This is a genomic window from Phenylobacterium sp. GW823-FHT02A09, assembly GCF_058797775.1.
The window spans coordinates 55,092-72,183 of the sequence record NZ_JBXAJZ010000004.1 but is presented as its reverse complement, the minus strand read 5'-3'; the positions used below and the strand labels follow the sequence as shown (position 1 = coordinate 72,183).

The 17,092-nt window shown below is 67.5% G+C and carries 18 protein-coding genes and 1 tRNA gene; 10 read left to right on the top strand and 9 right to left on the bottom strand.

The genetic code is table 11. The features are described from left to right. The 3 genes from virB11 (at position 1) to AC1Q87_RS16975 (ending at position 3,492) form a co-directional block, all read left to right on the top strand. Positions 1 to 999: a P-type DNA transfer ATPase VirB11 gene (virB11, locus tag AC1Q87_RS16985; protein ID WP_492610075.1), complete on the top strand. Its 999-nt coding sequence runs from the start codon at positions 1 to 3 to the stop codon at positions 997 to 999. A 170-nt stretch (positions 1,000 to 1,169) separates the two neighbouring features. Continuing rightward, positions 1,170 to 2,834 (top strand): type IV secretory system conjugative DNA transfer family protein, encoded by a 1,665-nt coding sequence (locus tag AC1Q87_RS16980; protein ID WP_312165952.1) that lies wholly within the window; start codon positions 1,170 to 1,172, stop codon positions 2,832 to 2,834. Further along, a complete protein-coding gene (locus AC1Q87_RS16975; RefSeq protein WP_183772294.1) occupies positions 2,827 to 3,492 on the top strand; it encodes an LPD7 domain-containing protein in 666 nt (221 codons plus the stop codon). The genes AC1Q87_RS16980 and AC1Q87_RS16975 overlap by 8 nt, the downstream gene beginning before the upstream one ends. A 278-nt stretch (positions 3,493 to 3,770) precedes the next feature. Here AC1Q87_RS16975 and AC1Q87_RS16970 read toward each other — a convergent pair whose 3' ends face one another. Together AC1Q87_RS16970 and AC1Q87_RS16965 are read right to left on the bottom strand one after the other, a co-directional pair. Beyond that, positions 3,771 to 4,781, bottom strand: coding sequence for a relaxase/mobilization nuclease domain-containing protein (locus AC1Q87_RS16970; protein WP_312165950.1), 1,011 nt, complete (start codon positions 4,779 to 4,781; stop codon positions 3,771 to 3,773). Then, positions 4,778 to 5,296 carry a plasmid mobilization protein gene (locus tag AC1Q87_RS16965; protein WP_183772292.1) on the bottom strand — a complete coding sequence of 173 codons (519 nt, stop codon included), beginning with the start codon at positions 5,294 to 5,296 and terminating at the stop codon, positions 4,778 to 4,780. The genes AC1Q87_RS16970 and AC1Q87_RS16965 overlap by 4 nt, the downstream gene beginning before the upstream one ends. Positions 5,297 to 5,549: 253 nt before the next feature. Between AC1Q87_RS16965 and AC1Q87_RS16960 the strand changes: the two genes are divergently transcribed. After that, entirely contained in the window at positions 5,550 to 6,191 is a 642-nt protein-coding gene (locus AC1Q87_RS16960; RefSeq protein WP_183772290.1) for a hypothetical protein, read from the top strand. Between the two features lie 43 nt (positions 6,192 to 6,234). Here AC1Q87_RS16960 and AC1Q87_RS16955 read toward each other — a convergent pair whose 3' ends face one another. From AC1Q87_RS16955 to AC1Q87_RS16945, 3 genes are all read right to left on the bottom strand, one after another. After that, the gene (locus AC1Q87_RS16955; protein WP_183772288.1) at positions 6,235 to 7,137 is read right to left on the bottom strand and encodes an ArdC family protein; all 903 of its coding nucleotides are present in this window, start codon (positions 7,135 to 7,137) and stop codon (positions 6,235 to 6,237) included. A gap of 64 nt (positions 7,138 to 7,201) precedes the next feature. Further along, positions 7,202 to 7,513, bottom strand: coding sequence for a DUF736 domain-containing protein (locus AC1Q87_RS16950; RefSeq protein WP_183772286.1), 312 nt, complete (start codon positions 7,511 to 7,513; stop codon positions 7,202 to 7,204). A gap of 493 nt (positions 7,514 to 8,006) precedes the next feature. Beyond that, complete coding sequence (locus AC1Q87_RS16945; RefSeq protein WP_183772284.1) at positions 8,007 to 9,953, bottom strand: ParB/RepB/Spo0J family partition protein; 1,947 nt, start codon at positions 9,951 to 9,953, stop codon at positions 8,007 to 8,009. Between the two features lie 322 nt (positions 9,954 to 10,275). Here AC1Q87_RS16945 and AC1Q87_RS16940 point away from each other — a divergent pair, with 322 nt between their 5' ends. Beyond that, entirely contained in the window at positions 10,276 to 11,436 is a 1,161-nt protein-coding gene (locus AC1Q87_RS16940; RefSeq protein ID WP_267231309.1) for an IS110 family RNA-guided transposase, read from the top strand. Between the two features lie 265 nt (positions 11,437 to 11,701). Here AC1Q87_RS16940 and AC1Q87_RS16935 read toward each other — a convergent pair whose 3' ends face one another. Together AC1Q87_RS16935 and AC1Q87_RS16930 are read right to left on the bottom strand one after the other, a co-directional pair. Then, positions 11,702 to 11,926, bottom strand: coding sequence for a GDCCVxC domain-containing (seleno)protein (locus AC1Q87_RS16935; protein ID WP_183772282.1), 225 nt, complete (start codon positions 11,924 to 11,926; stop codon positions 11,702 to 11,704). Beyond that, positions 11,926 to 12,336: an MFS transporter permease gene (locus AC1Q87_RS16930; RefSeq protein ID WP_183772280.1), complete on the bottom strand. Its 411-nt coding sequence runs from the start codon at positions 12,334 to 12,336 to the stop codon at positions 11,926 to 11,928. The genes AC1Q87_RS16935 and AC1Q87_RS16930 overlap by 1 nt, the downstream gene beginning before the upstream one ends. Before the next feature lie 82 nt (positions 12,337 to 12,418). Here AC1Q87_RS16930 and AC1Q87_RS16925 point away from each other — a divergent pair, with 82 nt between their 5' ends. Then, entirely contained in the window at positions 12,419 to 12,862 is a 444-nt protein-coding gene (locus tag AC1Q87_RS16925; protein ID WP_183772278.1) for a MerR family transcriptional regulator, read from the top strand. Between the two features lie 261 nt (positions 12,863 to 13,123). Here the strand turns inward: AC1Q87_RS16925 and AC1Q87_RS16920 are convergent. Next, positions 13,124 to 13,208, bottom strand: a tRNA-Leu gene (locus AC1Q87_RS16920). Positions 13,209 to 13,766: 558 nt separating this feature from the next. On the opposite strand from AC1Q87_RS16920, the gene AC1Q87_RS16915 reads away from it, so the two are divergent. Continuing rightward, positions 13,767 to 14,045 (top strand): EF-Tu C-terminal domain-related protein, encoded by a 279-nt coding sequence (locus tag AC1Q87_RS16915; protein WP_183772504.1) that lies wholly within the window; start codon positions 13,767 to 13,769, stop codon positions 14,043 to 14,045. Positions 14,046 to 14,149: 104 nt separating this feature from the next. Here AC1Q87_RS16915 and AC1Q87_RS16910 read toward each other — a convergent pair whose 3' ends face one another. Further along, positions 14,150 to 14,728 carry a hypothetical protein gene (locus AC1Q87_RS16910; RefSeq protein WP_312165947.1) on the bottom strand — a complete coding sequence of 193 codons (579 nt, stop codon included), beginning with the start codon at positions 14,726 to 14,728 and terminating at the stop codon, positions 14,150 to 14,152. A gap of 36 nt (positions 14,729 to 14,764) precedes the next feature. Between AC1Q87_RS16910 and AC1Q87_RS16905 the strand changes: the two genes are divergently transcribed. Genes AC1Q87_RS16905 through AC1Q87_RS16895 form a run of 3 tightly spaced genes read left to right on the top strand, consistent with a single transcriptional unit; the run spans position 14,765 to position 17,020 of the window. After that, entirely contained in the window at positions 14,765 to 15,025 is a 261-nt protein-coding gene (locus AC1Q87_RS16905) for a hypothetical protein (RefSeq protein ID WP_246370606.1), read from the top strand. Next, entirely contained in the window at positions 15,018 to 16,163 is a 1,146-nt protein-coding gene (locus AC1Q87_RS16900) for a DNA cytosine methyltransferase (protein ID WP_183772274.1), read from the top strand. Before AC1Q87_RS16905 ends, AC1Q87_RS16900 begins: the two co-directional genes overlap by 8 nt. Then, positions 16,160 to 17,020: a hypothetical protein gene (locus AC1Q87_RS16895; RefSeq protein WP_183772272.1), complete on the top strand. Its 861-nt coding sequence runs from the start codon at positions 16,160 to 16,162 to the stop codon at positions 17,018 to 17,020. Before AC1Q87_RS16900 ends, AC1Q87_RS16895 begins: the two co-directional genes overlap by 4 nt. Positions 17,021 to 17,092: the final 72 nt, after the last annotated feature.

The following is a 17,092-nucleotide window of genomic DNA, read 5'->3' as shown; positions in this document are numbered from 1 at the left end:
GTGCCCGCCGGCGACACCACCGTGCTCGAGCACTATCTACATCCGTTCCGCGCTCACCTGGACGACGAGCGGGTGACTGAGATCGTCGTGAACAAGCCCGGCGAGTTCGCAGTCGAGCGCGAAGGACGCTGGACCTGGATCGAGGCCCCCCAATTGTCGCCAGATTGGCTGGGTCCGCTCGCCATCGCGGCGGCGGCCGCCACGGCGCAAGATGTCCAGGATCAGCATCCGATCTGCACCACCGTGCTGCCAACCGGCGAGCGCTGCCAGATCGTCCTGCCGCCGGCTGCGGACTCCATCTCGCTGACCTTTCGCAGACCTTCTCGCCGCGCCGCCGATCTTGAAGAGATGATCGGCGAGGGACTGTTCGACGAAGTCTCCGCCGGGTCCAATTCCGCCGACACGCTCGACCAGCACCTGCTGGACCTGCATCGCGCCCGTGAGTGGCGCGCGTTCTTCACGCTGGCGGTGGAAAGCCGCCGCAACATTCTCATTTCCGGAGCGACCGGCGCCGGCAAGACGACCCTGGCCAAAGGATTGATACGACTCATTCCGCAGGCCGAGCGACTGATCACGATCGAGGACGCCCGCGAGCTGCAGACGCCGCATCGGAACGCCGTCCATTTGCTCTATGCAAAGGATGGACAGGGCCTGGCGCAGATCGGCCCGAAGGCCCTGCTGGAGAGCGCGTTGAGGATGCGACCTGACCGCATCCTCCTCCAGGAGCTCCGCGATGAAGCCGCGTACTTCTACCTCCGCAACGTCAATTCCGGACATCCGGGCTCAATCACGACCATCCACGCCAACTCCGCCCGGCTAGCCTTCGAACAGCTGACCCTGCTCGTGAAGGAGAGCCAGGGCGGCCGCGACCTGCCCCGCGGCGACATTCACGACCTCCTTCGTCGGCTCGTCGACATAGTCGTCCAGGTCAGGCGCGTCGGGGGGCGCTTTCAGGTTGTCGAAGTCTGGTTCGAGCCCGATCGCCGATGCGCCGGCTAGGGCCGCTCCAGCTTGTCGCGCTGGCGAGCGCATCAAGCCTGATCGGCGTTTGGCTAGGGTGCCTCGTCACCCTCGCGGGCCTGGGCGGCCTCAGCAGCTCGACCGACGTGTGGGCCTCGGGGCTATGGATCTGGGACAACCGGAGCGCCCCGCAGGTGCGGGCTTGGTTGATGATCGGCGCGGCAAGCGGCGCTGGCGCGGCGTTCGTCCTGGCAGGCGCCATGTTGAAGCGACCGCGGCCGCCGTTGCACGGCTCAGCCCGCCTTGCGACGGAAGCCGATATCCGGCGCGAAGGCTTCAGGAACACCTATGGCGTGATCGTGGGGAAGAAGAACGGACGCCTGCTGGTTTTCGGGGGACCTGAACACGTGCTGCTCTACGCCCCGACACGGTCGGGCAAGGGCGTCGGCGTCGTGATACCGAACCTGCTGAGCTGGTCCGGCAGCCTCGTCGTCCTCGACATCAAGCGGGAAAACTGGGCGGCGTCGGCAGGATTCCGTGCGGCCCACGGCCAGCAGGTCACCTGCTTCGATCCGCTGGATCCGGAAGGCCGGACCGCCCGCTACAATCCGCTTGGCCACATCGACAGGGACGATCCGATCGCGGTGCTCGACGAGCTGCAGCGTATCGCGGTGATGCTCTTCCCCTCCCCCGACCGCACAGACCCGTTCTGGGCGGAGGCCGCGCGCACAGGCTTCATCGGCGTCGGCGCGCTGATAGCGGCCACCCCGGCCACACCCTTCACGTTCGGGGAAATCTATCGCCTCATGACGGCGGCCGACCTTCGCAACCGCCTCTCGGAATGCCTGAGGCGGCGTCGCGCCGAAACGCCCGGCCTATCAATCGGCGCCGCCGCGGCGCTGACCGATTTCTGCTCGGCGTCCGAAAACACCTTCGCGGGGATCAAACAAACCATCACCGCGCGGTTGAACCTCTGGCTCAATCCCCGGGTCGTGGCGGCCACCGAAACCAGCGATTTCGACCTGAGGCAAATCCGCGACCGACAGATGGCCGTCTACCTCTGCACCTCGCCCGACAACCTCGATCGCGTCGCCCCGCTCTACGGGCTGCTCTTTCAGCAGCTGATCGACCTCAACACCCGATCGCTACCTTCCAGCGGCCGCCATCAGGTTCCGGTCCTGGTCCTGCTCGACGAATTCGCGCGCCTGGGTCAGGCCAGCGTCCTCGCTCACGCCTTTTCGTACGTCGCCGGCTACGGCCTTCGCCTCCTCCCGGTCCTGCAAAGCCCTGCCCAACTGAGGTTCGTCTATGGCGCCGAGCTCGCCGAAGACATCATGGCCAATTGCGGCGCCGAGATCGTCTTCGCACCCAAGGAGCTCAAGGTGGCCCGTGAGCTGTCGCAACGGCTGGGGACCTACACCTTCGAGGGGCGGGCCCGCAGCCGTCCCGTCGGGCTTTCGCCCGGCGCTCGCTCCATGACCGTGACGGATCAGCCGCGCCCCCTGATGCTGCCTCAGGAACTCCTGCAAATGCCGCGTGATCGCCTCCTCGTGTTTCGCGCCGGCATGGCGCCGATCAGCGGGCACAAGCTCCGATACTTCCGTGAAAGCGCCTTCCGTCGGCGGGTCAGTCCGCCGCCAACCGTCGTCTCGTTGTCGGCCCGCGACAGCGTTCTCGTCGAGCCCGCCCAGCGATCGCCGGACGACCCAGTTGTCCCTTCTGTCGCCGCGCCCGATCCCCTGACTATCGGCATGCCCCCCCTCAGGGCCGAGGCGAGTGAAGAAGAACTTGTCGCTTGGGTGGAGATGGTGATCGACGCCGGCGTCATCCCTGCAGAGCGCGTGGAACGGTCCAGGAGCCCGAAAAATGGCTGATGACCAACCCTCCCCGGACGTCGTTCTGCGACCAGTTAGTCGGGGCGGCTCTCGAACCGCAGGCGATGTTCCCGACGCTCTCCGTCGCCGCTACCTGACCGAACCGGAACGGGGCGGGATCGCCTTCTACGTCGACCGTCTCGTCAAACAGCCCGCGTTCAGGGACCGAGGCGGCCGCCTCATCGCCGCTCGCGCCGATCCGGCCGCCCTGCGCCATATGGCGGAGATCGCGCAGCACCGCGGCTGGGAGACTGTCGTCATTTCAGGTGATCCCTCCTTTCGGCGCGAGGCGTGGCTGGCGATGCGGACCGCCGGCCTGGAGGCGAAGGGCTACCGTCCGAGCGCACGGGAGATCCAGGCTCTCGAACGCCGGCTGGAAGCCAAGGCGGGCCGTGCGACGGCGACCAAGGACAAGGAAAAGTTCAAGGCTCCCGCGCAGCAGGCGGATCCCGACGGCCGCTTGCGCCTGGCGATGATCGAGACGGTCGTTCGCAGCCGGGTCGCCGACCCGCTAGTCCAGAAGCGCGCGCTCGACGCGGCCAAGGCTCGGATCGCCTATTGGCTCGAACGCGGCGCCCGGTTCCAGCCGGCGCCGACCAAGGTTGGACGCGATCAGGGCGAGCGCCCAGTCGGCAAGGAGCGCAGTCGAAACCGCTAACGGATGACCTGCAACGCCCCACCGATCCGCAAGGCGATTGTGGCCGAGCGGGCGCGCGCACTATCCTCCCTGCGGGAGGGGCACGATGGCGGAGCACAATCGTCGGCGCGAGTTCGACGACATCATCACCCTTCCCACGAGACCGCCAGAATCTCCATCCGCTTAGTGCGGCCAGACGCCCCGCCCTCAAGGCCAAGGCGACCAAGACCCCACGCGACGCGTCCTTGGGGGCAGAGCGTCCGCCAGAGCTTCAGCCGGAGAGCCGCGTAGCAGCCTAGCTACCGGTCGCGCCCCTTCTCCTGAGGCTGCGGCTCCAAGCGACCGCTGAGATCCCTTAACGCACGCGCCAGAGCCAACCGCCGGCTATCGGGCGCCGGCATCTCCTTCACGAACGCCCGCACGAGCGCGGCGAGCTCGCGATCACCGGCGTCCGGCGAGCGATCGAGCAAGGCGGCCTGCTGGAGATAGAGGCTACGCACACGAGCCTGCTGGCGCCCGATCATCTTCTCCCAGGGGCGCAAGGCGGCGTCAGCGCCGAACGCGGCGGCGGCGGCCTCCTTCATCGCCTCGCGGTGCGCGCGGCTCGGGCCAGCGGCCGCGGCGCGCGAACGATCTGCCATCTGTCGCAACGCCTGGCGTTCAGCCCGCCGCGTCACGCCGCGCGCGCGGCGCGGTGTCGCCTCGGCTTCGACGCCACGCTCGCGCAGCACCTCGGCGAAGACCTGGCGCCAGAGCTCCAGGTCGGGCTTCTTCGGATTGAGCCGCTCGCCGTGCACACCGGAGCTGCGGACGCTCAGGTGCACGTGCGGATGATCGGCGTCCGTGTGGAGCGCGAAGACATACTCGAAGCGGTCCTCAAAAATCTCCCTGGCGAAAGCTCGCGCCGCCAGACGCAAGGCTTGAGGGTCAGTGCCGGCCGGCATCGAGAGGATGATCGAATGGCTCATCGGAGAGTTGGACCGGCGGGTCCGATCCAGTTCGGCCTGAGCGGCCCAATCCCGCGCGAGATCGGCGACGTCATCGCGCCCCTGAAGCCGCGCTCCCTGGTCGTCCTCCAGGTCCAGCATTCCGTTGCGCGAGATGTAGTCCAGGTGCGCCTTAAGGTGCGGACCGCTTCGGGTTCGGCCGGTGACCTTGACCATGACTTCGGGCGCGCGTCGCGCGATGCGCGACAGCCGCGCGCGCGCATCGTCGCGACCTGGCCGCAGCACCCGAGCGGGGGTCCGTCGGGGCTGGGCCACCGGCCGCCATACGTCTTCAAACCCCTCGACCGTCCGAAAATCGCTCACCACGCCGCCTCCCAGTAATCGAGGTTGCCGGCCAGCGCGGCGCGGAGGTCGGAAAGCCGCCCCCGCAGCTCGTCGCGGAAAGCTCTGACCTCGGTGAGTTGCAGGTCCAGCACCCGCCCCTCCATCACCTCGGTGTTCAGGGCTCTGGCCATCTGGTTGAGGTTCACGCCGATCCGGCGCAGCTCGGTCTGGATGGCCATCAGCCCGCGCTCGCCCTCTCGGCTGAAAGCTGGACGATTCGAGAGCCGCCGGCGGATCAGGGCGGCGGCCCAGGCATTCGGCGTAAGGCCAAGTTCCGCCGCTGCGGCGGTAAGCGCCGCCAGGTCGGGATCGGCCAGGCGCACCGTCAGCTTGGCCGGACGACCGCGTTCGAGCAATTGGACCCCGGCCTGCGAAGCCCCGGCGGCCTCATGGATCAGGCGGCGCAGCACCACCGAGCGACCGCCGTGCGAGGCGGCCGCCTCGTCGAACCGATCAGCGAGATCGTCTGGCAGTCGGACGTTGAAGATCGCCACGTTGCGCCTCGCGTAAGACACCGCCGCCGGCAAGGCTATCCTGCCCTCGACCACGGCTCTTACCCTGCCCCCTCCCCTCGGCAGGCGCGACGCGTAAGCCTACGCATCGCACCTCCCCCCCCCCCGCCCGCCCAACCGGGCGCCCCAGCCGGGTGCAGAGGGTTCGCCCCAATTCACGGAGTCTTCGCGACAGGCGGAGCAAGCCGCCCGAACGCCGCAACCGCACGCGGCTCTTCAGGAGAGGACTCCCACCATGACCATCGCCGTCGATCATCACGCAGCTCACTCAGCGCCCACGACGCCCGCCGTCCGCCAGCGCTGGCGTCGTCCGGCGCCTGGCAAGCCAGCCCAACGCCAAGCGCTCGCCGTCGCGTGCGAGGTCGAGCAGATGGCGGTCGAGGCGGCTCAAATTCTCCGGACCCGTCGCTGGCTGCACGAAGGCGCAGATTGCGACGTCGAACTCGTGGCGGCTCTCGACGCGCTCGAAGCTGGCCCGTCGGCGGACGAGCTGCATCAAGCCTTGATCGAGCGGCAGCGGGGCCTGGAAGAGACCGCCGGCCATCGCCGCGCGACCTCGATCAAGGGCGCGCTCTTCCAGCTCTACCTCGCGGCCAGCCGCAGCCAGTACCCGCAAGGCCATCTGTTGACCAAGCTGACGCCGCATGAGGATCGCATCCTGGCCGCCAACGACCGAAACGTCGGCCGATTGCACCAGAGCGCCGTTGGGTTCCTGGAGACCCTCGCCTGGGATGACGACCTGGCCCAGCTGCGCGCCTGGTACTGCGCGAAGACCTCCGATCTTGGCGCGGCCTGCGACCTCGCCATGACCGACCGCGAACGCCTGCTCGCCGAGGCCAGGGCGCAAGCGGCGGCCGAGACGGCCGCACGCGGTTAGGCGGTGCGGAGCGTGCGGAGGGGTCCGCACGCTCCGACCGTCGCTAGTCTGCTCGCGGCTGCAGCCCGTGCAGGAAGTCGCAGGCCTTCTGGGCATGGGCGGCGGCGGTGAAGATGAAGCGCTTGTCGCCCTTCAGCACGTCCAGCCAGCTGGCGAGATAGGCGGCATGGTCCTCGCGAGCTGAAAGCTCGAGGCCAAGGTCGGCGCAGAGGAACGCCGCGCCGAGTTCGGCGACGAGCTCTTCGCGGGCATAGCCGTCATCGCCCCAGCGCTTGCGCCCGAAGTCGCGGTCGAGCCGGGTCGGATGCCGCGTCCAGTGGGTGCACTCGTGCGCCAGGGTCGCATAGTAGCTCTCCGGGTCTTCGAAGCACTCGAACGGCGGGACCTGCACATGGTCTGGTCCCATCGCGTAGTAGGCTTGGTCGCCACCGTGACGAACGACGGCGCCAGTCGCTGCAAAGAAGGCGTCGGCGTGAGCGATCCGCTGGGCAGGGTCCAGAACCGGCGCAGCCAGAGCACGGTAGTGCGCGGGCAGTCCCTCGATCTGTTCGACGTTGAAGACGGTGTAGGCCTTCAGGAACGGGAATTGACGTTCGACGTCCTCGCCGCCATCGCCAGCTTCGGTGCGGGTGATGCGGTTGGCGTAGACCACCGTTGCGCCGCTCTCGCCTTTGCGGACGTGGGCGCCCAATTCTAGGGCCTGGCGAAACGTCATCCAGATCGGAGCCGAAAAGCCGCTGGCCGTCGCCTCGGCCCAGAGCAGCAGGACGTTGATGCCGCTATAAGGCTGGCCGTTGTGGCGCAGCGGGCGGCTGATCTTGCCGGCGAGATGTTCGGCGGACCAGGGCTTGGTCCAGGGTCGGACCCCGTGTTCGAGGTCAGCGATGATCTTGGCTGTGACCCGGGCGTAGAGGTCCGGGCGAGCGGTCTCGTTGGGGCGCGCCATGGCGGCCTCCTCAAGATTGTCTTGTTGGGGAGCGGCGCCCCGCCGAAGCGGGGCGCTGGCGGGGTCAGTCGGCGGCGCGGCTGCGCGACCAGATCAGGCTGTAGCCCTCGTCGGCGTCGACCAGACTGGCGTAGATCGGGGCGGCGAAGCTCGGATCGTCCAACTTGACCGAGAGGTACTCGCGGTTCTCGCGGGAAACCTTCTTCCAGGCGGCGCCGAACTCGGTCTGGCCTGCGAAGATGCGGAAGTCGGGGGCCTTGTCGTTTTCCTTCTCCGCCGGTCGGAACTGCGCCGCCTTGACGTTGAGGGTGAGGGTCTTGATGGCGCCGCTGATCGAGCCGTCTTCGTGCTGGGTGAAGGTGCCGATGGTGGCCATGGGGAAGTCTCCTGTCTGCTTCTCTCGGGCCGCGCCCATCGCGACCTCGATGGCGATCGGCAGGTCCGGAGGCGGACGGCCGCGCAGCCCGCAGGGCCCGCAGCGCGAGCGGAGGACGGCGCTGGCGAGATTTTCTTGTCTCGCGAGGAATGGCGGCGAAGCCGGCAGGGGAAGAAAACTCGCCAGCGCCGTTGCGCCAGGACGGCCGGCGGCGCAGCCGCATTTCCTCCGGCCAGATCGGGCCATCGCAGGCCGCGCTGGGCGCGCGCGGAGGGGAACGTGGAGATAGCCCTTGAGCACCGAGGCCCTGGCCCGGCTCACGGCGGCTTGGTTGCAGCGCGTTGAGCCTCACCCCATCGACATGCGGCGCGGATCGGCGGGAAAACCGGCAAGGCGCGAACGCCCGCTCCTGAGCGACAGTCCGGCGCCGCCTGGAAGAAGGAGGGCCGCGCAGCGGCGGGGAATGCGCGGCCCAAGCAAGACGATCCGGACTCTAGGCCGCTATCGCAGCCTCCTGGTCTGGCCCGTCGTGGGCGGCGGCGTCCTCGGTGCGCAAGTGGCGAGGCAGCCAACCGGTCCCTGCCAGCAAGCCTTCGGCCGCCTCCACCATCTGCGCCTTCTTGAGGCCCGCAAGGCGCTCAGCGGCTTCGGCGCCCACGGCCTCTGCCACGGCGTCGAGTATCCGCGCCTTGGTCACGCGCCCGAGATAGCTGCGGGCGTCGGCCTGCCAGTCGCCGCGCATGTCGAGCGCCAGCCGTCCCGCCAGAGCATCCGCATGGGCCAGCGCCAAGCTACGGCGCTGCCAACCCTGCACGGCGTCGAGGGAGAGGCCCACGCAGTGGGCCAGGAGCGCCATGCGGCTGTCGGTGTCGAGGTCGGTCACGAAGGCCCAGACGAGGGCTGGCTGATCGGGAACCTGCCGCGCCCAGGCGTCATGCCGCTCGCTGATACGGCGTCCGGCGGGGCTGTCCTCGACGCCCTGCACCTCGCTGGCCAGCGCGCGGGACGCACTTCGGATGTCGAGGCAGCTGGCCGTACCTGCGCCGCAGAAGGTGTGCAGCACCAGGGCGTGCACCACGCAGAGCAAGGCCGTCTCGGGGCTTTCGGCCAAGGCGTCGCGCAGGCTGGCGCTCCGATAGGCCGTCAGCTCGGCGACCAGCCGGTCGGAGAGCGGAGCGCCGCCGTCCTCATCGTCCTCCGCCTGGGCGCCGCCGTCGCCCTCGCGCTCTGGCGACACGGCGTCCTCCCCAGCCTCGACTTCGGGCTCGGGGGCCATGTCCTCGGGACGGATGAAGCCGCGCTCGATCCGGACCGATCCATCCCAGGCCAGTACGACGAACACCCCGCCGCGCGCCACGTCGCCCGGGAGGTAGGCATAGCCATCACCGAAGGCGTCCAGCTCGGCGTCGATCTCGGCGAGCCGCGCCTCGACCTCCTGCGGCAGGTCCTCCACCGCCGCCCACTGCTCGGTGAGCGCGTCGTACTCAGCGCTAATCGCGGCGATCTTCTCGGTATCGTCGGCGCCGCGCTCGATCTGAACCGGATAGACACGCGCGAGGCCGTGGCCGGAAGGGTAGTCGAGATGCGCCTCGGCCCATTTCCAACCTTCCGCATCCCGTAGCGCCTGGGCCTGCGCGGCCAGCTTCTCGGCCACCAGCCGGTCGAGCAGCGCCACGTCCTCCAGCCAGCCGCCGCCGTCCTCGGTGAAGAGGTCGCGGAGCACCATGCCGCCTGCCTCGGCATAGGCCTCGACGCCGACAAAGACCGCGCGCCGGTCCTCGGCCCGCACCTTGGCTTCCGTCATCGCCTGCCGGATGAAGCTGGCCGAACGGTTGTAGGATAGAGCCTCATAGACCTGTTCCTGGCGCTCGTGATCTTCGCTCACGGCGAACGCCATGAGCTGATCGAGGGTCAGGCCGCCTTCGCGATAGACGCCCATCAGCCTGGGACTGACTGTGGCGAGCCGCAGGCGTTGGCGAACAACGTGGGCCGACACCCCGAACCGCCCCCCGATCTCCTCGGCGCCCCAGCCGAGCCGTTCGTTTAGATCGCGGAACGCGTCGAACTGGTCGGCTGGATGCATGGCCGAGCGTGTGACGTTTTCGTCTAGGCTGATCTCTTGCGGATCGAACTCCGTATCGATCACGCACGGGACCAAATGCGCCTTCTTGATTTGACCCCGCGCGGCCAGCATCCGCAGCGCCAGCCGCCGCCCCTCCCCGATGGTCACGAGCCAGAACCCGGTGAGGCCACCGGCGTCGTCGCGTTCGGGCTCCACCACCGGCTTCTGAAGGAGCTTCTTGGCGCCGATGCTCGCCGCCAGCGCTTCGATGGCTGCGTCGCTGTGCGGAACCTTGCGCGCGTTGCGCGGCGACTTCTTGAGCTTGTTGAGGGGGATTTCGATCTCGGTCCCAGTGACGATCTCGCCGTTCGTGGTCATGACGACCTCCTTTTGGGGTTGGGCTGCGAGGCGCAGGGCGCGCCTCGCAGCCCTGCCCGTCGGCGAGACCGGGTGTGCAAGCGGAGCGGGCGCCTTCGCGGGGACCCGGCTGCAGGGGCATGCCGATGCAGCCGCCGGTCTTGGCCAGCGCGAACCGAAGCTGGGCGGAAGGCGCCCCGCAGCGCGCCGAGGGCGGAGCCCTAAGCACGGCGGCGAGCTGGCTCGCCGCGAACAAGGAAGATCCCATGGGGCGGGTAGTGCGCTCCGCTCTGGCTCCAGCAGAGTGAGGTCGCCGAACCCTCACCCCTTTGGAGCCCGACCCATGCACGATCACTCCCCGCCCGAGCACAGCGCCATCCGCACCGATCTCGGCGCGATCTTCGTATCTCTCGAACTCAGCCGATCGACCTGGCTGATCACGTCCCTGTCGCCGGGCGCTGGGGAGAAGCTGTCCAAGCACGTCGTGCCGGCCGGCGACCTCGCGGGACTGCTGGGGCGGTTCGCCCAGCTCAACGAGAAGGCCAGCGCGCGGCTGGGCCGCAGCTTTCCGATCATCGCCATCCAGGAGGCCGGGCTGGACGGCTTCTGGATCCACCGCGTGCTGGAGGACGAAGGGATCGAGAGCCACGTGGTCGATGCCGCCTCGATCCTGACCTCCCGCCGGCGGCGGCGGGCCAAGACCGACCGGATCGACGGCGAGACGTTGGTCCGAACGCTGATGGCCTACAAGCGTGGCGAGCCGCGCGTCTGCTCAATGGTGCGGGCGCCGACGCCAGAAGAAGAAGACCGCCGCCGTCTCTGCCGCGAGCGCAAGACGTTGGTGATCGAGCGGATCGAGCACACCAATCGGATCAAGGGCCTGCTCTGCGCCCAGGGAATCTTCGACTACGATCCCCTGCGCCGGAACCGCCGGACCCGGCTGGAGGAACTGACGACCGGCGATGGCCGACCGATGCCGGCCCGCCTTAAAACCCAGATCAGACGCGAACTCGACCGGCTCGAGATCTTGCTGGCCCAGCTGAAGGCGGTGGAGGCGGAGCGCGACGCGCTCGTCGAGCCAGCGAGTTCAGAGGCGCCGACGCCGGCGACAATGCTTGCCCGGTTGAAGGGCATCGGGCCGGAGTTCGCCGCCGTACTCTGGTCGGAGGCGCTGTATCGGCGCTTCGACAACAGAAGGCAGCTCGCAGCTTACGCAGGGCTAGCCCCAACCCCTTGGAAGAGCGGGTCGATCGACCACGAACAGGGTGTATCGAAAGCGGGCAATCCCCGACTGCGGACCACGATGATCCAGGTCGCCTGGCTGTGGCCGCGGCACCAGCCAGGCTCGGCGCTAAGCGTCTGGTTCCTAGACCGCGTTCAGCGCAACGGCGGGCGCATGCGCAAGTCCGCGATCGTGGCGCTGGCGCGCAAGCTTCTGGTGGCGTTCTGGAAGTACGTGACGCAGGGCGTCGTCATCGAGGGAGCTGTCGTGCAACAGGCCTAGAGACGACGCTCTCGACGAAATCCGCAGGGCTAGTCGACCCTGACGGATCCAGGCGGACGAACCGATTGCAGCCATGGCCTAATCAGCCGGAATGAAGAATGGTCTCGTCCTCTGAGCCCGACACCTGCGAATGCGGGATATGGGTGCAGCCGCGGTGACGTGGCGACCGAATGTGAGGTTGATCTGGCGCGGTAGCGGCCAGGTCGTGGACCGGGCTTGGACTTGGATTCCAAATGTCGATGCCAAACTAGCGCCGCGGCGCCTGTCAGCCACAGCATGCCTTGCCGCCGTCCTCCTGGATCGGCGGACATGGCACGTCGCCGTAGGAACAGTAGACGCAGCAGTCGCCTGCCTTGGGCTTGAGGACGGCGCCGCAGCCCTGGCAGTCGTAGAAATATTGGCAGGCATCGGTCGGCATGGTCTCTGTCGCCTTATGGCCGCAGTGCGGACAGGTGAGCGTGGAGCGCGCCAGGATCTGCACGGCGTCCATCACCGGGCGCTCCTGATCAGCGTCAGAGCCCAGGGCTCGATGATTGGCTGCCAGATCAAGGCGAGGAGCACCAGCACGGTGGCCGCGCCGAGCAGGCCGATCCCGAGCCGCGACGGCGCAGCGCAGGCGCTGTCGACCCGGCACCGCCGAGCCCGCCGCCAGGTAAGGGTCCAGCCCACGCCGATCACCGCCAACGCGGCGAAGGTGATCCAACTGCGCTGCTCCGCGATCAGGCTCATGCCCCCCAGGCCTAGCCCCGCCAGCGCGAGCGACATCGGCAGGACGCAACATGCAGCCCAGGCGAAGACTGCGCCGGCCCCGGCGGCGACCGCCGTCCAGCTCAGAGCCGTCTCGGCGGGCGTCCGACCCTGTCCATCTCGTCGGGCTTGAATCCCGCTGCTCGCCGTCATGGGATCGTCTCCTGGTCCAACAGGAACCATCATGCCATCTGTAGTGACTACAGACTCAAGCCCTAATCGAAAGCTGCGCTCCATGGCTGAACAGGCGATTCAGATCGGCGAACTCTCACGCCGCACGGGCTGCAACATCGAGACGATCCGCTACTACGAGCGGATCGGCCTGATGCCGCCCCCACCGCGACGCGGCCGCTACCGCAGCTATGACGGTGAACACGTTGGCCGGCTGGGCTTCGTCCGGCGAGCCCGTGAGCTAGGCTTTACGCTGGATGAGGTTCGCGCCCTGCTGGGCTTGGCCGGTGGTGGGCAAGCCTCCTGCGCCGAGGTGAGAACCCTCGCCGCATCGCACCTGACGGATGTCCGAGCGCGGATCGCCGACCTTAGGCGTATGGAGCGGGTCCTGGCTGACTCCGTGCGGGCCTGCGACGCTGGGCAGGACCCCGGCTGTCCGCTGATCCAATCCCTCTATGCGGAACATGGGCCGTCGCGGGACTGCCTTGACACTAAAATCCCCATGTGAGGCTGCAAGGAGCCGCGCATGCGCGGCGGGACGCGCCGTCGAGCGGCCCGCGGCGGCCAAAGCCGCGCGAAACGGCGCGCCCGTAGGAGCAGCGTAGCTGCGGGACCGAGCGCGACCGCCGGCCGCTCTCCGAACTTCTCTGGGGCGTTGCGGGACTCCCCCGCTCGAAGGGGCAGGCCGAGACATCTTTGGCTCGGGCGCAGGGGAAGGCCTTCCCCTAACCAATAGAGCATCACGATGCTCTGAATGCTTATGAGAAGGTGGTGCGGGCGGTCGGGCTCGAACCGACACTCCTTGCGGAACTGGATTTTGAATCCAGCGCGTCTACCAGTTTCACCACGCCCGCGGGTGAGGGCGACCCATTTATCAAGCCTCCCCCCCGAACGCCAGAGGGCGAAGCGCCCATGACAGGGGAAAGCCAGAACGGCGACATCCCAGGAAGGGACCTGGCGGTTTCCGAGGCCGCTGCCGCACGTTCTGGGCGGTCGCACAGAGTGTCGCCGACGGGTCCGTTGATCAGGCGAGACAAGCGCCGGTCGATCGTGCGCGACGACGCCTATGTGGCGAGCGTCGCCTGGTGCGTCAACGTCCAGGCACGGGACGTTCGCCACAGCTTAGATAGCTTCGCTGGTCGGCTCGGCTCGTCGAGACCCGTCCCAGCAACGATCGGAGAAATGAACCGGAATATCGCCTAGGCGACGCCAAGCACCGAGGTTCATGGCAGCGAGACATAGTCCGATGCCATTTTGGGATTAAATGCGATGTGGCTGTTTTGGTGAGCGTTTTAAGAGCCGCACGAACCGAATTCGGTTAGCGCTTTTATGCCGAATTCGGTGGGCAATTCGATTTGCGATTAAATGGCGATCCCTTACGCAACAACGGTTCGGCGTAATTTCGTTCGCGAATTCGGCTTAGCGCTTTAAAGGCGCTACGCCCAAAACGGCAGGTAGCGCGCATAGCGACGAGACTCGCCGGCGGTTTCGTCAGCCCGCAGCTGTTCTTCGGCGTGAGCGACGTGACCGGCGTCATTCAGATCGCCGGCGACGCGAGCGTCCAGCCGGGCGACCGCGCCGAGATCGCCTTCGAGCTGATGAAGCCCGTGGGCATCGAAGCCGGCGTCCGCTTCGCCATCCGCGAAGGGGGCCGGACGGTCGGCGCGGGCCTCGTCACCGAGGTCGGCTGAAACCGTAGGCTGGTGCTGTCCCGATCACCGCCCCGTCGGGGATCGGGAAAGTCATCGCGCAAGAGCTGGGATGCGCGATAGGATCGCGGCCAGAAGGTCTGCGCCTACACGGCTTCGAGGCCGCCCACTTCCAACGTCAGTTCAGCAAATCGCAGCAGTTCGCGATAGGATCCGCCGTAGATTTGGGCCCTGCCCGAGTCATCGACGATCAGGCCGGCTTGCGCCGCCGTCGCTAACTCATGAACGCGGGCCGCGATCCCGGTGGGCATGTAAAAGGCCACAAGCGGATAGGCTTCCTTGTGCTGGCCGCCCAGGACCCCGCCATTGCAGCTTGCAACTGGGGTGGCCCCAAGCGCCGACAGGGCGATCGTGGCCGAAGCCACGCCCGGGTCGAGACCCCAAAGCGCGTCGGCCCCAAACTCCGCATCCAGCTCCTCGATGACCGCTTCTTCCTCCTCATCGAGATCCGGAGCGCGCTCCAGACGGTCTAGAATCCGGCGTTCGATCTCAAGCGTCTCGGAGAGGTTGGCCCAGCTCATGCCGCCCAGGTCTACGAAGGCCTGGTTGCCGTCGAGGTAGCGATCCTCATGCGCGGCCTCGATCTCCGCGGCGTCAGGCGGCGCGGCAAGGTCATCGAGGCTCAGTTCACGCTTGATCGTAATGCTGATTGCGCGGCTCGCCATTGGCTCCCAGTTTGAAGATTAGGCCCCAAGAACAAAATGGAAACTCTTCTCGACGGGGCGCCGTTGTGGCGCCACCCTGGCGCCATGCTTCCCGATTCGAAACCCACCAATGTCCGCTCACTCGATCGCATCAATCTGCGGCTCAGCGCTGATACCTTCGAGGCGATCGACGCCGCCCGCGCTGCGCGGCCTGGCGCGATCTCGCGCAACACCTGGATAACCGAAGCCATCGAAGAAAAGCTGGCGAGGATGCCGGCGGAAGACAACGCCGCGGAGGGCCTTAGGTCACATGCCTAAGTTCTACGAGTTCTTCGCCGGCGGCGGCATGGCGCGCGCGGGGCTTGGCCAAGGTTGGACCTGCCTGTTCGCCAACGACTTCGACCACAAGAAAGGCCTGACCTACCAAGCCAATTGGGACTGTACAGGCGAGCTTAAGATCGGCGACGTCCGGGAGGTCGCTCTGGACGATCTCCCCGGCGTTGCCGACCTCGCCTGGGGATCCTTCCCTTGCCAGGACCTGTCCCTGGCAGGCGGCGGCGCCGGCCTCAAGGGAGAGCGCTCGGGAACCTTCTACCCGTTCTGGGACGTGATGAAGTCGCTGATGGCGGATGGCCGCGCGCCGAAGATCATCGCGCTCGAGAATGTCTGTGGCACGCTGACGTCGCATGGCGGCCGGGACTTTGAAGCGATCTGCAAGACATTCGCCGACGCCGGCTACCGTTATGGCGCCCTGGTCATCAACGCCGCGCTCTTCGTTCCACAGTCGCGCCCGCGGCTCTTCATCATCGGCGTGCATGAGGACGTGGTCGTAGACGACGCGCTGCTGTCGCCGGGGCCGATCGCGCCCTTCCATACACCAGGCCTCTGCCGGGCGATCGAGGGGGTCAGCAAGACGGCGCGACGCAGGATGGTGTGGTGGAACATCCCCTCACCTCCCCGGCGCAATTCCACCTTCGCCGACGTCATCGAGGAGGCGCCGACCAGCGTCGAGTGGCACTCGCCGGCCGAAACTCGGCAGGTGCTGGGCATGATGTCGCCGATCAACCTGGCGAAGGTCGAAGCCGCCAAGCGCGCCGGCCGCCGGATGGTGGGCGGCATCTATCGCCGGACGCGCCAGGATGAGGCGGGTGCCAAGGTGCAGCGCACCGAGGTCCGGTTCGATGACGTCGCCGGCTGCCTCCGTACGCCGGCCGGCGGCTCCAGCCGTCAGGTCATCATCGTCGTCGACGGCCCCAAGGTTCGGACCCGCCTGATCTCCGCACGTGAAACCGCCCGGCTGATGGGGTTGCCCGACGAGTACAAACTGCCGCGCAACTACAACGAGGCCTATCATCTGACAGGCGACGGCGTGGCGGTCGATGTTGTGCGGCACCTGGCCGAGCACATTTTTGAGCCCTTGCTCGGGCTCGGCGAGACGGCGCGGCGGGCAGCGTGAACGTCATCCCCTGCGAGCAGGACCCTCAGCTCCGAGCCGAGATCGAACGGTTCGCCGAGGTCCTCAAGACACAGGCTCACCTGCTGGGCGACCATGGCCTGGGGGAGAAGGACTTCTATCGCTCGCCCATTTTTCGCGGCGCCATCGAGAAGGTGCGCGGCGAATTCTCGGCGACCATGAGGGGGAAGCGGGAGTTTGTTCAGCACGTCCTCAACCACATGGAGGACGGCGGCCATATCCAGGGCTGGGATCGGACCAAGGCTGGCGCCCGCAACGACTACTATGTGCGACTGAAGAGCGGACGCACCGCGGTGATCGACCTCAAGGGCTGCCTGGACGGCGCCAACACGACCATTTTCGAGCGACCGCCCGAAGCCGACGAGTTCATCACTTGGAGCCTCTGCACCAATGTCGGCGCAGATCCGCGGCGGAACGCCTGGTCGGGCCTGCACACGCGTCTGGGCGCCGAGATGATCGCCCGCAACCAGCGCGTCGATGGTCTCGTCATCTGGGACATGATTTGCGGTACGATCGGCCGCCCCTGTCCGAAGCTCAAAAGCCTTCCGGAAGCCACACGACTGACGCGCCTTGGCCCCTTCGAGACCCCGCCGCCCTGTCTCTACGTTCTCCCCGCTGACATCCCGACGCACGAGAAGCCCCTCGCGACGGCCCAATCGCTCGACGGCGTCGAACTGCTCGCGGCGTTTCATGCCGCGTTCGGCGGCCTCGACGAGGAGGTCCATTACGTCGACTTCGAGCTATCCGGCTCTGACGAAGAGCGCTTCCGCCGCACGACCATCCGTCGCGCAGGCGTCGTGCAGCACGCGTCCGACATGACCGCGATGCGCCGTGTCTGACCCCCGCGAGCTCTTTCCCCGGGATCCGGATGCGACCAATGTCCCGCCGTTCGAAACCGACGACCTTCGCAC

What these genes read in the sequence shown, in the direction of transcription:
- AC1Q87_RS16980 (WP_312165952.1), top strand. Translation starts at nt 1,170, where the DNA reads ATGATCGGCGCGGCAAGCGGCGCTGGCGCGGCGTTCGTCCTGGCAGGC.
- AC1Q87_RS16975 (WP_183772294.1), top strand. Translation starts at nt 2,827, where the DNA reads ATGGCTGATGACCAACCCTCCCCGGACGTCGTTCTGCGACCAGTTAGT.
- AC1Q87_RS16960 (WP_183772290.1), top strand. Translation starts at nt 5,550, where the DNA reads ATGACCATCGCCGTCGATCATCACGCAGCTCACTCAGCGCCCACGACG.
- AC1Q87_RS16955 (WP_183772288.1), bottom strand. Translation starts at nt 7,137, where the DNA reads ATGGCGCGCCCCAACGAGACCGCTCGCCCGGACCTCTACGCCCGGGTC.
- AC1Q87_RS16950 (WP_183772286.1), bottom strand. Translation starts at nt 7,513, where the DNA reads ATGGCCACCATCGGCACCTTCACCCAGCACGAAGACGGCTCGATCAGC.
- AC1Q87_RS16945 (WP_183772284.1), bottom strand. Translation starts at nt 9,953, where the DNA reads ATGACCACGAACGGCGAGATCGTCACTGGGACCGAGATCGAAATCCCC.
- AC1Q87_RS16940 (WP_267231309.1), top strand. Translation starts at nt 10,276, where the DNA reads ATGCACGATCACTCCCCGCCCGAGCACAGCGCCATCCGCACCGATCTC.
- AC1Q87_RS16935 (WP_183772282.1), bottom strand. Translation starts at nt 11,926, where the DNA reads ATGGACGCCGTGCAGATCCTGGCGCGCTCCACGCTCACCTGTCCGCAC.
- AC1Q87_RS16930 (WP_183772280.1), bottom strand. Translation starts at nt 12,336, where the DNA reads ATGACGGCGAGCAGCGGGATTCAAGCCCGACGAGATGGACAGGGTCGG.
- AC1Q87_RS16925 (WP_183772278.1), top strand. Translation starts at nt 12,419, where the DNA reads ATGGCTGAACAGGCGATTCAGATCGGCGAACTCTCACGCCGCACGGGC.
- AC1Q87_RS16910 (WP_312165947.1), bottom strand. Translation starts at nt 14,728, where the DNA reads ATGGCGAGCCGCGCAATCAGCATTACGATCAAGCGTGAACTGAGCCTC.
- AC1Q87_RS16905 (WP_246370606.1), top strand. Translation starts at nt 14,765, where the DNA reads ATGGAAACTCTTCTCGACGGGGCGCCGTTGTGGCGCCACCCTGGCGCC.
- AC1Q87_RS16900 (WP_183772274.1), top strand. Translation starts at nt 15,018, where the DNA reads ATGCCTAAGTTCTACGAGTTCTTCGCCGGCGGCGGCATGGCGCGCGCG.